This is a genomic window from Paenibacillus sp. FSL R5-0923 (assembly GCF_038009145.1).
In the GTDB taxonomy this organism is placed as follows: domain Bacteria; phylum Bacillota; class Bacilli; order Paenibacillales; family Paenibacillaceae; genus Paenibacillus_AQ.
Window position 1 is genome coordinate 118,197 of the sequence record NZ_JBBPAT010000002.1, and the last position, 17,661, is coordinate 135,857.

Consider the following 17,661-nt stretch of genomic DNA (forward strand, 5'->3'; position numbering starts at 1 on the left):
GTTGCGGTTCACTATCTTAAACCTCTTGACGTTATGTTGAGTGGTTTTTTTTTGTGAATGCCATCCCTTAATGGGTGGCGCTGGTGTTTTTTCTCGCTGGGTTTAATTCTGTTTTTTATCATAGGAAAAGAAGGGAAGGGTTATGAAACATGAAGAAAAATAAGTTTTTAGCTTGGTTACTTATTGTAGCTGTATTCATCACGACATTCTCTACAAGTGTAATTCCGGCTCATGCAGATGGAGCAAGCTCTACGCTTAAAGGGTACGCAACTGTATCTGTAGAGAAGTTCACATTGGGTCAAGGATATATTAAGGAACCTATTAAAGTTCCGATCTACGAAGGGGACAATGGCGCATCTTTAATTATGCGTGCGCTAGGAGAGGGCAATTATAAATATTTAGGAGATATAAATAGTAGCTTTTATCTATCTGAAGTTAAAGATAATGCCAGAGATGAAGTGAATATTCCGAAATATATTTTAGATATGATCTCAGCTGGTGGGATGACAGTAGGAACTAAAGTAAATCAACAATGGTTGAGTCAGTTTGACTACACCCCCATGTCTGGTTGGATGTATGCAGTAAATAATGAATTTCCTCCAGTTGGTTTTTCTCAATATGATCCTCAAGATGGTGACATCATCCGAACTCAGTTCACCACGTATGGCTATGGTTCTGATCTTGGTGGTGGTTGGGGAGAACTACCAATTCAACTTGCCAATAAGGACGCTTTAACTGCTGAAATTGCAGAGATTAACAGCGATCCGAATAAAGAAAGTATTTTGGATAGAACTGTAGTACAATCGGCAGTCTACCAAGCCTATTCCGTGCTCGAAAATATTGAAAGCTCTCAAGTAAGTGTAGATCATGCGCTTGTCGGGCTTACCAATTCTTTGGATATAGAGCCACCTGTTATTACTGTAAGTGGTATTCAGGATAAACAGGAAGTGTCCGATAAAGATTTAAGTTTCAGAGTAGTTGTCACAGACAATATATTTAAAGATATCATGCCAGCAGTAAAACTTAATGGAGTCGTTCTATCTGCTACTAATGGTGAGTACAAAGCATCTCTAAGCCCAGGTAGTAATGTAATCACTGTAACGGCAGTAGACGGAGCAGAAAATAGAGTAGAGAAAACATATCAAATTACCTACAAGCTGAATGCTACCACTGGCGCAAAGGAACAGTTAGATAAAAGCTTGGCCTATATTTTAAAAACGGTAAAGAATCCGTCATTTGGTACTGGCAGTGGGGAATGGTCGATCTTATCTTTAGCACGTGCCAACTACGAAGTACCAAGTGGTTATTATGATCTCTATTACAACAACGTAGCTAAGAAAGTAACAGAATTAATGAAGGATGGAAAACTCGATGCTATTAAAAGCACAGAGCATTCCAGAGCGATTCTAGGACTTACCTCGATCGGGAAGGATATCACGAATGTTGCGGGTAATAATCTAATCAATGCACTCGCTGATTATCAATATGTTCAGAAGCAAGGGATTAATGGTCCCATATTTGCACTGATTGCCTTAGATAGTCGTACGTACGAGATCCCCGTTCTATTCCCTGAGCCTGATAAAGATGGGGTAATATATCAGACTACAAGAGAGAATTTGATTAAGTATATTTTAGATAAAGAAATCAAAAAAGGTACAGCGGACGCCGGAGGTTGGGCATTAGGCCCAGCAAAAGCTGATACCGATATTACTGCGATGGCTATGCAAGCTCTTGCGCCTTATTATGCAACTAATCCAAATGTAAAAGCTGCCGTGGATCGGGCGATTGCATGGTTATCGAGTACGCAAAATGCTCAAGGTGGATATACAAGCTGGGGAAGCACAAGCAGTGAGAGCATCGCACAGGTTATTGTGGCTTTAACTGGCGTAGGCGTAGATCCGCACAGTGACATTAAATTTGTAAAAGAAGGAAATTCGCTTATAGACGCGCTACTTACCTTTGCTGGACCGGATGGTGGATTTAAGCATACTCTCACCGGAAAAGTAGATGGAATGGCAACGGATCAAGGTACGTATGCACTTGTTGCTTATGATCGTCTGATTAATCATAAGAACCGTCTGTATGATATGAATGATGAAAAGCCGGGACCTGAACAACCAGAAGATCCAGAAGAGATAGAAGTACAGATCCCATCAGGAGATAAACCAGAAATTAAAATTCCAGAGGGCGATAATTATGATTACATCATTCCGATACGCCCCGAAGATAGCAACAAAGAAATCACAGTGGAAATCCCAGAGTATAAGCAATCCGCAGTAAGTGTCAATTTACTTGGAAATAGTACTCTTCCTCAAATAGAGGCTACTAAAGGTGACGTATCTGTAGTCATTCCTAAAGGTGCAAAAGTTACAAGTGGTGATGCTAAGGTTGAGCTTATTTCATCTATAGCAGGCACAGAAACTGCGCTTAAGGATAGTCTGAATCAGGTTATTCCTAAGGACAAGAAGCTGGAGAGTATTGTTCAGGCTTTTTCAATGGGCGGCAGTGCAAGAGTAGAATTCAGTCAATTCATTACGTTAATTTTTAAGGATCTTAAAGGAAAAGATGCAGCTTATATTCAAGACGGCACACCACATAACATTCAAAAGTTTGCAAATGATGACTTAGGTTTTGCAAGCGGTAAGTCTGAGTATGCCTATGATAGTGGAAATGATTTAATCGTAAAAACCAATCACTTCACTGATTACGTTGCTTACACCACTAGTACAGTACAAACACCTGGTGGTGACGGTAGTGGCGAAGGTAACGGTGGCGAAGTCACTCCACCTAAATCAACTGTAACTTTGTCTGTGGATAAGCTTACCATCAATAAAGGGTATGTTGTTCCATCTGCACAGGTTGAGCTACAACCTGGTGACACAGCATGGACTGTACTAAAAAGAGTTCTGGATAGCCGCGGTATCGTATATAAGTTTAAGTGGACAGAAATATACAATAGTGTATATGTCGAATCCATTGCTGGTGATGGGGAATTTGATCATGGTAGTGGTAGTGGATGGATGTATAATGTGAATGGAAAGTATCCTGGGTATGGGGCATCTCTATATACCCTGAATGCTGGAGATAGTCTTCAGTGGCGTTATACTACGGATCTAGGTGAGGACTTGGGATCAGGATTTAAACCAACGCCTACTTCAGCTCCGGGTGGTGGATCTACACCAGGGACTAATGTTAATACTGACGGAAAGCCATCTCCAACAGAGGGTCCTAAGGATACTTCGAAAGATAATAACTCGAATGCAAATGATATCAAAAAACTGTATACAGACGCCGATAAGATCTCACCCTGGGCGTACTCAGCGATTGAAACAGCTACACAAAAAGGATATATCCAAGGTAACAATGGTAAATTCAATCCGAAGTCTGAAATTACAAGAGCAGAATTTACTAAGATCCTAGTATCAGCATTGGAACTGGATATCAAGAGTGACAAAGGAATTACCTACAAGGATGTCGCTCTGGGAGATTGGTTCTATCCATATGTGAATGCTGCTCATAAAGCAGGGTTAATTACAGGCTTTAATAATGAATTTAAGCCAAATGACAAGATTACTCGCGAACAAATGGCAGCCATTATTGTCAGAGCATTATCAATCCCGGCTACGAAGCCAGGTACAGCTATTAAAGATATCAATACTGTGTCTGCGTGGGCAAAAGCAGATGTGGAAACCATTGTTGCCACCGGACTTATGTTAGGTGACAATAATCAGTTTAAGCCTAAAGAGCTTGTAACTAGAGAAATGGCAGCTGTTGTAGCTACTAGAACCCATGATTATAAGAGTGGCGACAAAGCAGTTAGTCCATACATTCAGAACACAGCAGCCTTTTTGCAAAAAACAGTAACAAACCCGGTCATATCCTCGGTTGGCGGGGATTGGACAGTGTTCGGGCTGGCACGTTCTGGTGTGAAGGTTCCAGATAGTTATTACGCTAAGTACTATGCGAATGTAGAAGCCACCCTTAAAGAAAAAGCTGGGAAGCTGCATAGCGTAAAATATACGGAATATGATAGAGTTATTTTGGCATTAACTTCAATCGGCAAAAATATTGATAAAGTGGCGGGTTATAACCTTCTTGAACCACTCGCTGATTTTGATACTGTAATCAAGCAAGGCATTAATGGACCTGTGTTTGCCCTGATCGCTCTGGATAGTAATCATTACGACATTCCAGTGGTTAAGGATGTAAAGACGCAGACAACTAGAGAGATGCTCATTGATTACATTTTAGGCAGAGAGATCGACGGCGGGGGTTGGGCACTAGGCAGTAATGCTACTGCGGCCGATCCGGATATTACGGGAATGGTTATTCAAGGCTTGACCCCGTATTACAAAACGAATGCCAAAGTAACGGCTGCTGTGGATCGTGGAATTGCTTGGTTATCCAAAACGCAAACAGCAGATGGTGGTTTTGCAAGCTGGGAATCTACGAACTCCGAGAGCATTGCTCAGGTTATCGTAGCTTTAACTGGACTTGGAATTGACCCACATAAGGATTCCCGATTTATTAAAAATGGTCGTTCCGCAGTTGATGCGTTGCTAGGCTTTGCTGCATCTGAAGGTGGTTTTTATCACGTGAAGCAGGGTGGCGTAGGTAACGGAGGCGCGAAACCAGGAGAAGTAGATCTTATGGCTACGGATCAAGCGATGTATGCACTGGTTGCTTATGATCGGTTCGTTAAGGGTCAGACGAGTCTTTATGACATGACAGACGTTAAATAGAACTTTATTTAAAGAGATAAGCAAGGGTAGCGTGTATACCCTTGCTTATTATTTAAGGTGGGGAACTTAAGAAATGAACAAGAAAAAATGGCTAACAGCGATACTAATTATTGGTGTGTTGGCGATTGCCTTCTTTTGGGGCGGGAATTATCAAAAGAGCCCGAACAAGGTTGCGAGTAACAGTGTTGAGTCTCGAGTTGTAGAATCAGCCAATACGGCCTCCAATCAGAATGTTGATGTAGAGCCTACAACCTCAAGTGATGCCAAGACAACGGAGATAGCTCCTACAGCTACACCTGATGAAACAGCTAAGCCCGTTGAAACGGTAAAACCAACTGAAGAGGTAACGCCAACCGAAACTGCGGCAACAGAGGTTGAAAAGCCGACCGCAACACCTAAATCGGATACACAGGCACAACCGACCGCAACACCGAAAGCGGCTAAAACGTCCGTGCCGGAAACGAAAGCGACGGCAAAACCAGTAACCAAGCCGGATTCAAAAGTAGCGACAACAGAAACAAAGCAGGAACCGAAAAAGGATAAATTCCTTACCGATCCAGTGCCGAGCGGGAAACCTAAGCCCGTGGAATGGCAAGATGCAACGGTAGATAAGAAGAAGCAATTAACGGCTACTTTGTCCGTGTCGGCAGCAACGATTTTAGATAATATGGATATTTTCAATAAGGATAAGGTTGAAGTATTGCCGGCAGATGGTATCATTTATAAAGCGCAGAAGGTAACCTTTTATGAAGGTGAGTCTGTGTTTGATGTTTTGCTAAGAGAGATGAAGAAGAATAAAATCCATATGGAATTCAGTATGACTCCGATCTATAACAGTAATTATATTGAAGGCATAAATAATCTTTATGAATTTGATGCTGGAGAGCTTAGTGGATGGATGTACAAAGTAAATGGCTGGTTCCCTAACTACGGCAGTAGTCGTTATGTTCTCAAGGATGGCGATGTCGTTGAGTGGGTATACACTTGTGATTTAGGTCGAGATGTAGGTGGTTATGTAGCCACAGGAGGAGCTCAGAAATAATGAAGGATAGCTTTTCTACCTTTCATCCGTTTGTGAATTTTCTTTATTTTGTTGTTGTGTTGTTATTTAGCATGGTGTTCATGCATCCCATATTTCAGGTGATTGCTCTTATTAGTGCAGTGGTCTACTCCTTTATGTTAAAAGGAAAGAAAGCCATTCGATTTAATCTGCTGTACATGATTCCTTTTCTACTGTTTATGGCGGTGATGAACCCTGTTTTTAACCATCAAGGGGTAACCATCCTGTTCTATTTAAATAACGGGAACCCGATTACGAAAGAATCCATTCTTTATGGCGTAGCAGCGGCGTGCATGTTTGTGACGGTAATCATATGGTTCTCCTGTTATAACGTCGTGATGACCTCGGATAAGTTTATTTATATATTCGGAAAAATACTGCCGGCACTGTCGTTGATTTTTTCGATGGTGCTTCGTTTTGTTCCAAGATATTTAGCGCAAATCAAGGTGATTTCGAATGCTCAAAAATGTATAGGCCGGGATGTCACGCAGGGAAATCTCCTCGCGCGAGCGCGAAATGGGATAACGATCCTATCGATAATGACTACCTGGGCTCTGGAAAATGCGATTGAAACGGCAGATTCCATGAAGTCAAGAGGATATGGATTGCCTGGACGTACAAGCTTTTCGATCTTCCGTCTAGATGCCCGGGACAAAGTAGCCCTCTTGATCATGATAGGCTTAATTGCGATGGTAGCCATCGGCGCAGCAATGGGTGAGAACACGATGAGATATTATCCGTCGATTAAAGCGAGCGCAATTACACCTTTTAGTATCCTTGTATATATCGCTTATTTTGCGCTATGTATGATCCCTGTGCTCATCAATATGGTGGAGGCAATGAAATGGAAATCTATCGAATCGAAGAACTAAGCTTTGCTTTTCCTGAACAAGAGCAGATGGCTCTTTCGAATATTAATCTTACGATTGCAAGCGGAGACTTTATTACTGTTTGTGGAAAGTCAGGCTGCGGCAAAAGTACCTTACTAAGACAACTGAAAACAATCCTAACCCCACATGGCAAACGCCAAGGGGCGATTTATTATAAGGGTCAACCTGTAGAGGAGATCGATCAACGGACACAAGCAGCGGAAATCGGTTATGTACTCCAAAGTCCGGACAATCAAATTGTGACAGACAAGGTGTGGCATGAGTTGGCCTTTGGCCTTGAAAGCTTAGGTTATGACAATTCTACGATTCGTTTGCGCGTGGCTGAGATGGCGAGCTTTTTCGGAATTCAGACCTGGTTCCATAAAAGTGTGACTGAGCTATCGGGTGGCCAGAAGCAGCTACTCAATTTAGCGGCGATTATGGCTATGCATCCCTCGGTTCTAATCCTTGATGAGCCTACCTCTCAGCTAGATCCCATCGCCGCTTCCGATTTTTTGGAGACGGTCAAAAAGATTAATCGCGAGCTTGGAACAACCGTTATCATGAGCGAGCATCGTCTAGAGGATGTTCTTCCGCTTACAGATCGGCTGATTGTGCTGAATGAGGGCATCGTGATTGCTGATGATACCCCGCAAAGGGTGGGAGAAGCTCTAAGCAAGCTGAATCATCCAATGTTTCTGTCCATGCCCTCACCGATGCAAATTTACGCAGGCGTAGAGAATGACTTAGCGTGGCCTGTTACAGTGAAGGAAGGACGCCAATGGTTGGATGTTTTTCTAGAGGATAAGACACCTGCAGCGATCGCAGAATTTCAGCCAAGCTCGAAAGTGGAAGGCCCTGTAGTCATAAAGTTTAAGGATGTATGGTTTAAATATGATAAACACGGACCGGATATTATTAAAGATTTGTCCTTTGAAGTGAAGCAGGGACAGTTCTATTGCATTGTTGGTGGAAATGGAACGGGTAAGACATCGACGCTGTCACTGATGAGCGGCATCCTTCAGCCCTATCGAGGGAAGGTTCTAATCAGTGGAAAGAATCCAGCGAAGATGAATGCCAAAGAACTGTTTACTAACAATCTGGGCATCCTTCCGCAAAATCCACAAACCTTATTTGTGAAGAAAACAGTCGAGTTAGATTTATACGAAATGTTATCCCAGCTCTCTTTAACGAAGGAAGAAAAGACGGCTAAAGTTGAGGCCGTGGTTAAGTTCGCAGAACTGGAACATCTTCTCTCGATGCATCCGTATGATCTTAGCGGGGGAGAACAGCAGCGTGCGGCGCTGGCCAAAGTGCTTTTGTTAGAACCAAAGATTCTGCTGCTGGATGAACCGACGAAGGGACTGGATGGACCTTTTAAAGAGAAATTAGCTTTATTCTTACAGAAGCTTAATGCTGAAGGTGTTACCATCGTAATGGTTTCGCATGATGTTGAATTCTGTGCCAAATATGCTGAGGTCTGCGCCATGTTCTTTGATGGAAGTATCATCACTACGAATGAAGCCCAGAAGTTTTTTGCTGGAAACAGCTTCTATACGACTGCCGCCAACCGTATGGCGCGTCATGTATGGAGCGAGGGAGTAACGATAGAGGGTGTGATTGATTTATGTCAACGAAGCAGGTAACGGGTCGTCGTTTGAGTCGTCGAACTTTATTAGCAGGACTGCTAATCTTTATAGTTATTCCAGCTACAATTTTGTTAGGTATCTTTGTCCTAGACGATCGCAAATATTACTTTATCAGCCTATTGATCGTCCTCTACACGATGATTCCGTTTGCGCTGGTGTTCGAGAATCGGAAGCCGCAGGCAAGGGAACTAATCGTCATAGCGGTGCTAGCAGCTATTGCCGTTGCTGGACGCGCAGCCTTTTTCATGTTGCCGCAGTTTAAGCCGGTTGTTGCCATTGTCATCATCGCAGGGGTGAGTTTGGGAGCTGAGGCAGGATTTCTGGTCGGTGCTGTTGCGGGCTTCGTCTCCAATTTCTTCTTTGGGCAGGGACCTTGGACGCCTTGGCAAATGTTTTGTTTTGGCATCATTGGCTTCCTGGGGGGCATTTTCTTCAAGAAGGGTCTGCTTAAAAAGACTAAGCTGTCTCTCTGTATATTCGGGGGGCTAGCGACGTTCTTGGTATATGGAGGCATTATCAATATAGGCTCGCTGATGATGTTCACTTCAGAGTTCTCATGGTCGGCTTTGATGACGACTTATGTTTCCGCCTTTTGGTTTGATATGGTGCATGCGGTCTCGACGGTGGTGTTCCTCTTTTTCATTGCTAACCCTATGATTGAAAAGTTGGATCGGATAAAAACGAAGTATGGGTTGATTGAGCCTTAGGTTTTGGAATTGGGTGTTTGGCGTTTTAAGTGCTGCGCATTGCGCTGGCGGACGCTCCGAGAACGGACTGTTGTTACAATCGCTGTTGTGTCCAGATTTTTTTGAATTTTTCCCCTAGGGTAAAATCCGGACACAGCATATGCTTACGAAGTGAGCTTTCCTTCGGAAAGCTTTCGGGCGAACGCTCCGCTTTTCCACAATCAGTCCGTTCTCTCCGCTGCTATCAGCGCGAAACCCAAACCCACATCGACGAAAGGCTCAAAGAACCCCCCTTCGGTTTTTAGCCGAAGGGGGGCGGTAGTACCTAGTGGCTGGAGGTTTGGCCACTATAAGATATTACAATCGGTATGGAATTCTAGTAGCGATGCTTCTAGATCTAACCTTAAAAAACAGGCGATGCTCCGGTCTACCGGTATCGCCTGTTTTTTGATTATTCCCTTACGATATCCATAGGCGCTGAGGTATCTTCAAAGGGCTTAAGGCTCTTTCGGCTGGGAGCAGACGGGGAGACGGGCAACCTAACGATAATCGTCGTTCCCTCTCCGATAGCGCTGTCTACCTCTATCCTTCCCTGATGCAGAGAGACAATTTTTTTAACGATCGCAAGTCCGAGACCGTTGCCATTGTTGTTTCCGTTCCGCGACTTGTCTATTTTATAAAATCTTTGGAATACGGCATTGAACTCTTCCGGGGACATCCCGATTCCATTATCGCTGATGGTGACGGATACTTCTGCTGCACTACTATCTATACTGATGCGGATATTCCCGCCTACTGGTGTGAATTTGATGCTGTTGCTGAGCAAATTCATCCATACTTGCTTCAGCTGATCTTCATCACCCTTAAATTTGACCGCTTCCGGCAGCTCTAGATCGATAACGATGCCTTTGGCTGACCATTGGGGCTCACAAGTCACAACGATTGTTCTAATCTGCTCGTCAAGATTGAAGGAACTTGCGTTGAAGGGATGATGTTCAGAATCCAGGGAAGCGAGCTTCAGTAAATTATCACTTAGCCTCGACAGACGTTCACTCTCCGCAATGATGATATCAAGATATTCGCTGCGTTCCTCTTCCACGATCAAATCATGGTTCTGCAACGCCTTGGCAAAGCCGGAAATGGACGTAAGCGGTGTCTGGATTTCATGAGAAACGTTGGATACGAAATCCTGCCTCATTTGTTCCAACTGCTTCAGCTCCCCTGCCATCTCCACATAGCTTTGTGTCAATTCCCCGATTTCATCTATTCGGTTCACTTTAAGCTCCACCTCGAAATCACCCTTGGCCAGTCTTTTTGTCGCATTCGTCAGCGCTTTGATCGGCTCCACCAAATATCTGGCGGCAATAAGAATGCATACACTACCCAGCAAAAGCACGAGTAAAAGCACAAAGAGCACCATCCGATTGACGATATTTTCGTTCTCAGCAGAATACTGCAAGAACATCGCACGCCACTCCCCGTCCAACATAAAGGGCATCCCGATAAAAATATCCTTATCTTCCGCGGAGGAACGGTAGAGCTTTCCTTGTAGTACTTGTTTGACAGCTTCGGGGGGGACAGTGACAGCCGGACTACCCTTGAGCCCATAAAAGGTATGTTCTCCAGCATGATTGTACAGGTGGATAGGGTGTGCAGATACCTTAACCATACTATTCAGGAACTCGTCCGTATCTTTAGGTTTGGCGTCATCATAGCGGTGAATGATCTCTTTTCCCACTACGATCATTTCATTCTGTCCCTCGTAACTTATTTGTTTCTGAAAGACATACAAGCCAATGAAAAAGGAACAGATTAGACTAAAGATAATGATGCCCAGAAACGTGAGAATGACGCGTACATACAATGTCTTGATCATGGCGTAGGGATCAGCCGATATCCCAGTCCGCGGGCCGTTTCGATTTGAAATTGCTCGCCCTTGCCGCTGAATTTCTCCCTCAACCGACTTATATGCACATCTACAGTCCGGCCGTCTCCTTCATAATTCAATCCCCAGATTTGAAGGATCAACTGTTCTCTTGTGAAGATTTGCCCAGGATGGCTGGCCAGTAGAAACAGCAGCTCAAATTCCTTCAAAGGAATTGTGACCGGTTCTTCACCACGCGTGACCTGAAAAGTGCGCCGGTTGAGCGCCACATTACCCAACTGCACGGACTGGGAAGAAACGACCAGCGAGCGTTTAAGCAAAGCTTTTACTCGCATTACCAGTTCAAGCGGATCAAATGGTTTCGTTAGATAGTCATCCGTACCAAGTTGAAAGCCTTTCACTTTGTGTGCAGATTCTGCTTTAGCTGTCACCATGAGGAGGGGGATGTTGGCATCCCAGCGCCTGATTTCTCTGCACAGATCCCAACCATCCAATCCTGGCATCATAATATCTAGAATGACGAGATCGACACGCGAGTTCTGTATAATAGACAGAGCTTTGGTACCATCCCTGGCTTCTTTGAGTTCAAAACCTTCTTTTCGCAAAAATAAAGACATTAGTTTTCGGATGTTATCATCATCATCAGCGATAAGTATAGTAGCCACGATTTTCCTCCTCTATTAAGCTTTCATTATATCTGATTTGTACTTGGCAAGTAATGGTGTTATCCGAACTGCCAACCCAACAGGTTCCAATAGTAGAAGAACAGAGTCATCGCCACAGCCGAAAGCGCCACTAACGTATAATGCACACGCTTGAAAGCTGTCCAGTATTTATTCTTCCAAACCAGTATAGCCGAGATTAGCAAAGCTAAAGTCAGACCAGCTAAAATGATTGGCATAACTAAACTGAGAGAAAGCGAAAGACTGAACCCGCTGAACTTCTGCATCATGTCCATGGACATAACCACCATAAATATCGTGACGAAAGATAGCAGCGCCCAACCAGCAGTTCCCGCAGATAGGCGGATGGCCCACTTTTCAGGTGGCGTCATCGCCTTAATCTTGCGTCTGGAGAAGATTAGTCCGAGCAATGCAGTGATGAAAATCAACCCCGATAACCCTAGTACGATAAACCAAAATTTATTCTGATCCAAGAGAGGCGTACGCTCCAGCGGCATATCCGGTGCCATCCCTAAGATCATATGTGTAACCTTACCGGACTCATTCGTGCGGAAGGCAATTTGTTCGGTACCTCCCTCGAGTTGGAACATATTCGGACTGACTTCATTATACAATTGTTGTTCACTACCACTTCCCAAGGATAGCTTATTATCCTCAACCGAGACATTCAGCTGAGCGAAAAAGTTGAAAAACTTATCAATATCACTGATGTTTCGGCGTGTAAATTGATAGGCTCCTGCATATTTTTGAATAGATTCATCAGAAGCGATGAATTCAGGCTGACTCGCATCAGGAGCAGTGTAGTAGCGGTTGAAAAAGGCTTGGATGAGGTCTGCTGCGGAATCACCGCCCTCACCGCCGTTGTAGGATACAAAGATGCCTACATGCTTGGCAGGCACAAGATACAATCCCGTATTAAACATGGGGTCAGAACCACCATGAGTGATCAGCGTGAGCCCATTGATTTGTTTCTCTGCGAACCCAAGATCCACCCCCGGCAGACGTTTATCAAATTGAAACGCCGTTGAATGCATTAGTTCTGCCGTCTCGGGTCTCAGAATCTGCTGGTCTCCATATTTCCCGTTCTGCAGATGGGCGATCATGAAATGCGCCATATCTACTGCTGATACTGTACCCGAGCCGGCAGGACGAAACCCGCCCTCGAAGGTAGGCGTGCCTGGAATAAAACTGCCATTCTCGCTCTTGTACCCCACAACTTTGTTGGGCATAAATGACTCCGGCAAAGGTTCTACTACAGTCGAATATTTCATGTCGAGCGGATCAAAAATATATTTCTTTATATAATCATTGTAAGGAACACCGCTAACTTCCTCTACAATTAGACCTGCGAGTGTAGCACCGTAGTTCGAATAAGAACTTATCTGTCCGGGTGGTCTTACCCGTGCCAACATATGCTTATTGAGTGTTTCAGAGATTGACCCCGGCAATTTGGCAGGGTCTGTAGTGATTTGATAACCCACTCCACCCTCTTCAAACCCTGCTGTATGTGTCATCAAATGGCGCATAGTGATAGGTTCAGGATAAGTAGCAGGGATCTTCACTGATTTCAGGTAGGTGTTAATATCCGTGTCTAGATCAATTTTGCCTTGCTCGACCAGTTGCATCACCGCTGTCCAGGTGAACAGCTTTGTCGTTGAAGCGATTCGAAACATGCTGGTTGTCGGGTCAACGGGGGCTGCTGCCTCTAGATTGGAACTACCATAACCTTTAGCCAAAATAATCTTGTCATCTTTTACGATGGAGATCACGGCTCCCGGAATTTGTAGCCGATTCATATCTTTTTCCATGATGCCATCAACGAAGGTGGTCAGACTCTCGGTATCATCGAGATTGGCAGGGGCTTCAGTCTGAGTTAAAGTTAGCGCGGTTTGATCCGTCTTAGTCTCGGCCGATGCCTGTTTCCCGGGCAACACCAGGCTTGCGCCTAATCCGGCACTAATCACAGCCAATAGGGTTAGACCAGCGATCAGTCTTTTTTTTATAGAAGTTAACATTATTATCCTCCGCATCATCATTTATTGGGCTTGGATGATCATCCACCTAACGCTTATAGACATTATCAGAGTAGTGTGAATGGAACGTTAACAAGACTATAAAAAAACAGACTGCCATCCGCCGCCTTCAACGACAGAGGGTAGTCTATTGTGAAAAAATTGAAATTCCAGGTTCCTTTTTTGCCTGATAAATTAAAATAAACAGCGGTAGTTTAGGACGTGATTTCCTTGTCCTAGGTTATCGCTGTTTCTATTAGAATCAGTGAACTCTTCTACATATCCCCACTTATCGTTCAGCTACAACACCTTGTGACGGAACTTCCACAACGGGGCGCCTATGGGTGGCCTCAAGGATGGAAAGGTCACCATCCAGCGCTTTGAGTCCAGGGAGCAGCAAGGCTGCGCTAGCACAGAGCATTGGAAGCAGTCCGGCGATTATAAAAAGTACGGGCACCCCATAATGCTGGGCAATCGCACCACCGGCAAAAGCACCAAAAGGCTGCAAGCTGCCACCGATCAGAAAGCGAATAGAATTGACTCTTCCTTGCAGATTGCTCGGAACTACACGTCCATGGAGTGAAGAGCTTAACGAACCGAAGAAGGGAGCTAACGTTCCAGTAGCAAATACGGCAGCGAGAGCAAAAGAAAAACTAGGAAATAACCCCCATAATGTAGTCACTAAACCTATGGTCCCTAGACTGCCAAGCATAACAAGCCGCCTTTTTTTAATTTCCCCTATCATGGAAATCACACTTAGCCCGACTAAGGTTCCCAGTGCGAAAACTGTACTTAGTGTGCCCATCGTGGCCGCATCGCGGTGGAGCACTTCGCGTACAAAAGGGACCATCATCGTCCAGACGGCAATTGAGCTTAAATTACTGATGGAGGCCATGATCATAATCGTAAGCATTGCAGGAAATTGTTTATAGAAGGTAAAGCCCTCGGCTATCTCGCGAACGTAAAAGGTGATGGAGAAACTACCTGGGGCTGGAGAAGGTTTCGGTAGCTTTTGTAAGCACAGCAAGGTAGTGATGGCGGCTGCGTAACATATCATGTTGATGCCAAGGGCGGGCAGCGCTCCACTAGCAGCGGTCAAAGCACCTGCTAAGGCAGGCCCCAGCAGGGTTGCTGCGCTTTTGCTGCCATCAATGATAGCAAAAGCTCGCACCAGCTTCCGGCTGTCGGCAACGCCAGGAATAACAGCCATCGCTGTTGGCATGAACAATGCGGCGCAAGATCCGCTGAGACCCGCGGCGACAAACAAATGCCACAGCTGCAATTGGCCAGCCAGGCCCATGCCGAGTGGCAGTGCTATAGCCAGCAAGCGAATGGCTGCCAAGCAGGCCATGAAACGGACCCGGTGCAGCCGATCGGACAACGGTGAACCGAGCAAGCGCAACAGCAGCTCAGGTATGCCGGAGCTGAGCGCGAGTGCTCCCATCGCTAGCTTAGAACCGGTTAGCTCATAGACGAGCCATTCCATAGCCAGTAAGCCAAAAGCATCTCCAAAAGCGCTTAAAGTGATGGTGGAGAGTAGACCATAATAGCTGCGTTTTATCATTGCTTGGTAGCTCCTTTCTTAACTCTCCAAATACGCCTCAATCTGCTGAGGCAGCCCGTTTAACGCTTCTAATCGCAGGCTGTACGATGCGTTTCTAACATTGGTATGGACAATGACCAGCCCAGCTGCACGCAGTGCGATAAGATGGTAGTGGATTGTGCTTTTAGAAAGTCCTACCTCACGCACGATTTCTGTGAAATTGAGCTGCTTGCCTGTGAGCAAACGAAGGATATACAGCCGGGTCTCATCTGACAACGCACGGGTAAGGCGGAGTAATGCTGGAGCAGGCCGTCCAGCTTCCGGAGGGAGAGCATCACAAGAGTAGCTAGTAAACACGAATTCATCATACATAGAGGTAGTAACCAACGGACGAGCATGATACTGCGGAATGATAATGACCTGCTTCAGATGATCAGTTGGATAGAGGCGCATTCCGTCGGTAGCTGCTTCAAAGACTTCCATGTCATTGCTCCCGTTCAGCGTCTTTCGTCTTGACTCGGCTTCCTGCTCAAGTCCCTTGATGATATTAGGGTCGATTCCACTGAAGTATCCTGCATTCCATTCGCGCAGGATATCAGAAGCAGTATCCCTAAGCTCCGCAAGATTGGAGGGAACCGATTGGCCGAAACGTCCGGAAATTTCATATAGCTCTCCAGATGTTAAAGCATCGAACCAGACTAAAAAGCTCTCTACCGAACGCTCGCCCGGACAGGACCAAATATAAGGAGCCAAACTGAAATCATCAAGTTTCTTAACGACCTCTTGCATTTTACGAAGTAGCATGGGTGCAAATCTTGCTTGAACATCCCGTACCCAGAGCTTACCGGAATCCATGGCAGTATGGTTCTGCTTACTTAGAAAGGCAGTCATACTACTAACACATTCATACATGGGTGCAAAATCGACTTCTACTTTATAATCCATGAGCTGCTCCATTCTTTCAGTGAAATACTGAATTAATTACTTGTTCTATAAATATAGAACTTATTAATGGTTTTATTGTAAACGAACTACTCGTTGTTTTCAATAGCCATTTCGCTGAAAAATACGATCTCAAAATATTGTTCAAATATAATCAATTGATTATATAAGTGTGCGGTTATATAATGGATTTGAAATTAGATGAAGAAGGTGTAATTAGACTTGAAGGACTTGAAAGACACAAACGATTTGACTCAGGGTCCTATAATGCCTACCTTAATGAAATTAACGCTTCCGATTATTGCGACGAATTTCATCTCTACTACTTATGGTCTAGTCGATATGATTTGGGTTGGAAGATTAGGAAGTGGTCCGGTTGCCGCGATTGGTACAGCGAGTTTTTTCATTAATCTAGCGATTGCTTTATCGACTATGGTTACGATCGGCACAGGGATTAAGGTGGCGCATTGTATGGGATCTGGTCAGTTAGAGAAGGCTAAATCTTATATAAAGAACGGATTTATGATGTCTATTTTATTAGGACTTCTCTATATGAGTTTAGTGCTACTAACTAAGAATCAGTTGATTGGTTTTTTTGATCTTGGGAGTGATGAAGTAGAGCGGATGGCTAGACAATTTCTAGTGATTTCGATATTTGGATCGGTATTTTCCATCGTGAATACGTTATTCGCAACTCTCTTAAACGCTATGGGAAATAGTAAACAACCGTTTCAGATCTTCTCCATTGGTCTTATGGTTAATATTGTCCTTGATCCATTTTTGATTTTTGGCTGGGGCAGTTTTGAAGGATGGGGAGTAGCGGGGGCAGCTATTGCAACATTAACGGCGAACATTTTGGTTACGGCTCTTTTTATCCTGAAGACAAGAAAGTCAGAACTCATTTCAAACACATCCGCGTGGGACAGTCGTCAAATGAAAGAAGTCATCCGCATGGGGCTACCAATAACGATCCAACGGGTCACCTTTACGATCATATCAATCATCATTGCCAAGATCATTGTACGATTTGGAGCGGATGCTATTGCGGTTCAAAAAGTAGGAATCCAAATTGAATCCATTTCCTATATGACCATTGGCGGACTACAGGGAGCTATTGCTGCCTTTTTTGGTCAAAATTATGGAGCACGTCGCTTCGATCGTATTGGGCAGGGGTATCGTCAGGCCTTAATTTTAACCTCCATTTTTGGCGTGATCGTGTCGCTTATATTTATTGCGTTCCCGCAGCAGCTATTTTCATTGTTTTTATCAGACCAGACAAGTTTGGAATTGGGCGCAGATTATATGCGGATCATCGGTTACTCACAATTATTCATGTGTATGGAATTGATGACAGTAGGTGCTTTTAACGGCATGGGTCAAACCCACATCCCACCGATCTTTAGTATTTCATTTACTGCACTCCGAATTCCACTAGCCCTACTCTTATCCGAACCTTTTGGCTTGAATGGGGTGTGGATGTCGATTGCGCTAAGCAGTGTGTTCAAGGGTGTTATTCTTGTGTTCTGGTTTAGAAGATCTTTGTTCAGAATGAATAAACAGCAGGCAAATTACTAAGCAAAGGATGAGCGT

The 17,661-nt window shown here is 44.4% G+C and carries 11 protein-coding genes; 6 read left to right on the forward strand and 5 right to left on the reverse strand.

What is annotated here, in order from left to right; genetic code table 11:
- Positions 1–149 precede the first annotated feature (149 nt).
- The 5 genes from MKX35_RS25595 to MKX35_RS25615 all read left to right on the forward strand — a co-directional run bounded on the left by MKX35_RS25595 (position 150) and on the right by MKX35_RS25615 (position 9,027).
- Positions 150–4,742, forward strand: a complete 4,593-nt coding sequence (locus tag MKX35_RS25595; RefSeq protein ID WP_076300305.1) for an S-layer homology domain-containing protein — start codon at positions 150–152, stop codon at positions 4,740–4,742.
- A 73-nt stretch (positions 4,743–4,815) separates the two neighbouring features.
- Positions 4,816–5,784: a DUF4430 domain-containing protein gene (locus MKX35_RS25600; protein ID WP_076300306.1), complete on the forward strand. Its 969-nt coding sequence runs from the start codon at positions 4,816–4,818 to the stop codon at positions 5,782–5,784.
- Positions 5,784–6,674 carry an energy-coupling factor transporter transmembrane component T gene (locus tag MKX35_RS25605; RefSeq protein ID WP_076300307.1) on the forward strand — a complete coding sequence of 297 codons (891 nt, stop codon included), beginning with the start codon at positions 5,784–5,786 and terminating at the stop codon, positions 6,672–6,674. The genes MKX35_RS25600 and MKX35_RS25605 overlap by 1 nt, the downstream gene beginning before the upstream one ends.
- A complete protein-coding gene (locus MKX35_RS25610; protein WP_076300308.1) occupies positions 6,647–8,317 on the forward strand; it encodes an ABC transporter ATP-binding protein in 1,671 nt (556 codons plus the stop codon). Before MKX35_RS25605 ends, MKX35_RS25610 begins: the two co-directional genes overlap by 28 nt.
- Positions 8,299–9,027, forward strand: coding sequence for an ECF transporter S component (locus MKX35_RS25615; RefSeq protein ID WP_076300309.1), 729 nt, complete (start codon positions 8,299–8,301; stop codon positions 9,025–9,027). Before MKX35_RS25610 ends, MKX35_RS25615 begins: the two co-directional genes overlap by 19 nt.
- Before the next feature lie 430 nt (positions 9,028–9,457).
- On the opposite strand, the gene MKX35_RS25620 is transcribed toward MKX35_RS25615, so the two are convergent.
- The 5 genes from MKX35_RS25620 to MKX35_RS25640 all read right to left on the reverse strand — a co-directional run bounded on the left by MKX35_RS25620 (position 9,458) and on the right by MKX35_RS25640 (position 16,074).
- The gene (locus tag MKX35_RS25620) at positions 9,458–10,882 is read right to left on the reverse strand and encodes a HAMP domain-containing sensor histidine kinase (RefSeq protein WP_076286163.1); all 1,425 of its coding nucleotides are present in this window, start codon (positions 10,880–10,882) and stop codon (positions 9,458–9,460) included.
- Positions 10,879–11,556 (reverse strand): response regulator transcription factor, encoded by a 678-nt coding sequence (locus MKX35_RS25625; RefSeq protein WP_076286164.1) that lies wholly within the window; start codon positions 11,554–11,556, stop codon positions 10,879–10,881. The genes MKX35_RS25620 and MKX35_RS25625 overlap by 4 nt, the downstream gene beginning before the upstream one ends.
- 59 nt (positions 11,557–11,615) lie before the next feature.
- Positions 11,616–13,589, reverse strand: coding sequence for a serine hydrolase domain-containing protein (locus tag MKX35_RS25630; protein ID WP_081383001.1), 1,974 nt, complete (start codon positions 13,587–13,589; stop codon positions 11,616–11,618).
- A 286-nt stretch (positions 13,590–13,875) separates the two neighbouring features.
- Complete coding sequence (locus tag MKX35_RS25635) at positions 13,876–15,150, reverse strand: MFS transporter (RefSeq protein WP_076300310.1); 1,275 nt, start codon at positions 15,148–15,150, stop codon at positions 13,876–13,878.
- Positions 15,151–15,168: 18 nt separating this feature from the next.
- Positions 15,169–16,074 carry an ArsR/SmtB family transcription factor gene (locus tag MKX35_RS25640; RefSeq protein WP_076286166.1) on the reverse strand — a complete coding sequence of 302 codons (906 nt, stop codon included), beginning with the start codon at positions 16,072–16,074 and terminating at the stop codon, positions 15,169–15,171.
- Between the two features lie 219 nt (positions 16,075–16,293).
- Here MKX35_RS25640 and MKX35_RS25645 point away from each other — a divergent pair, with 219 nt between their 5' ends.
- Positions 16,294–17,646, forward strand: coding sequence for an MATE family efflux transporter (locus MKX35_RS25645; RefSeq protein ID WP_256716369.1), 1,353 nt, complete (start codon positions 16,294–16,296; stop codon positions 17,644–17,646).
- Positions 17,647–17,661 lie beyond the last annotated feature (15 nt).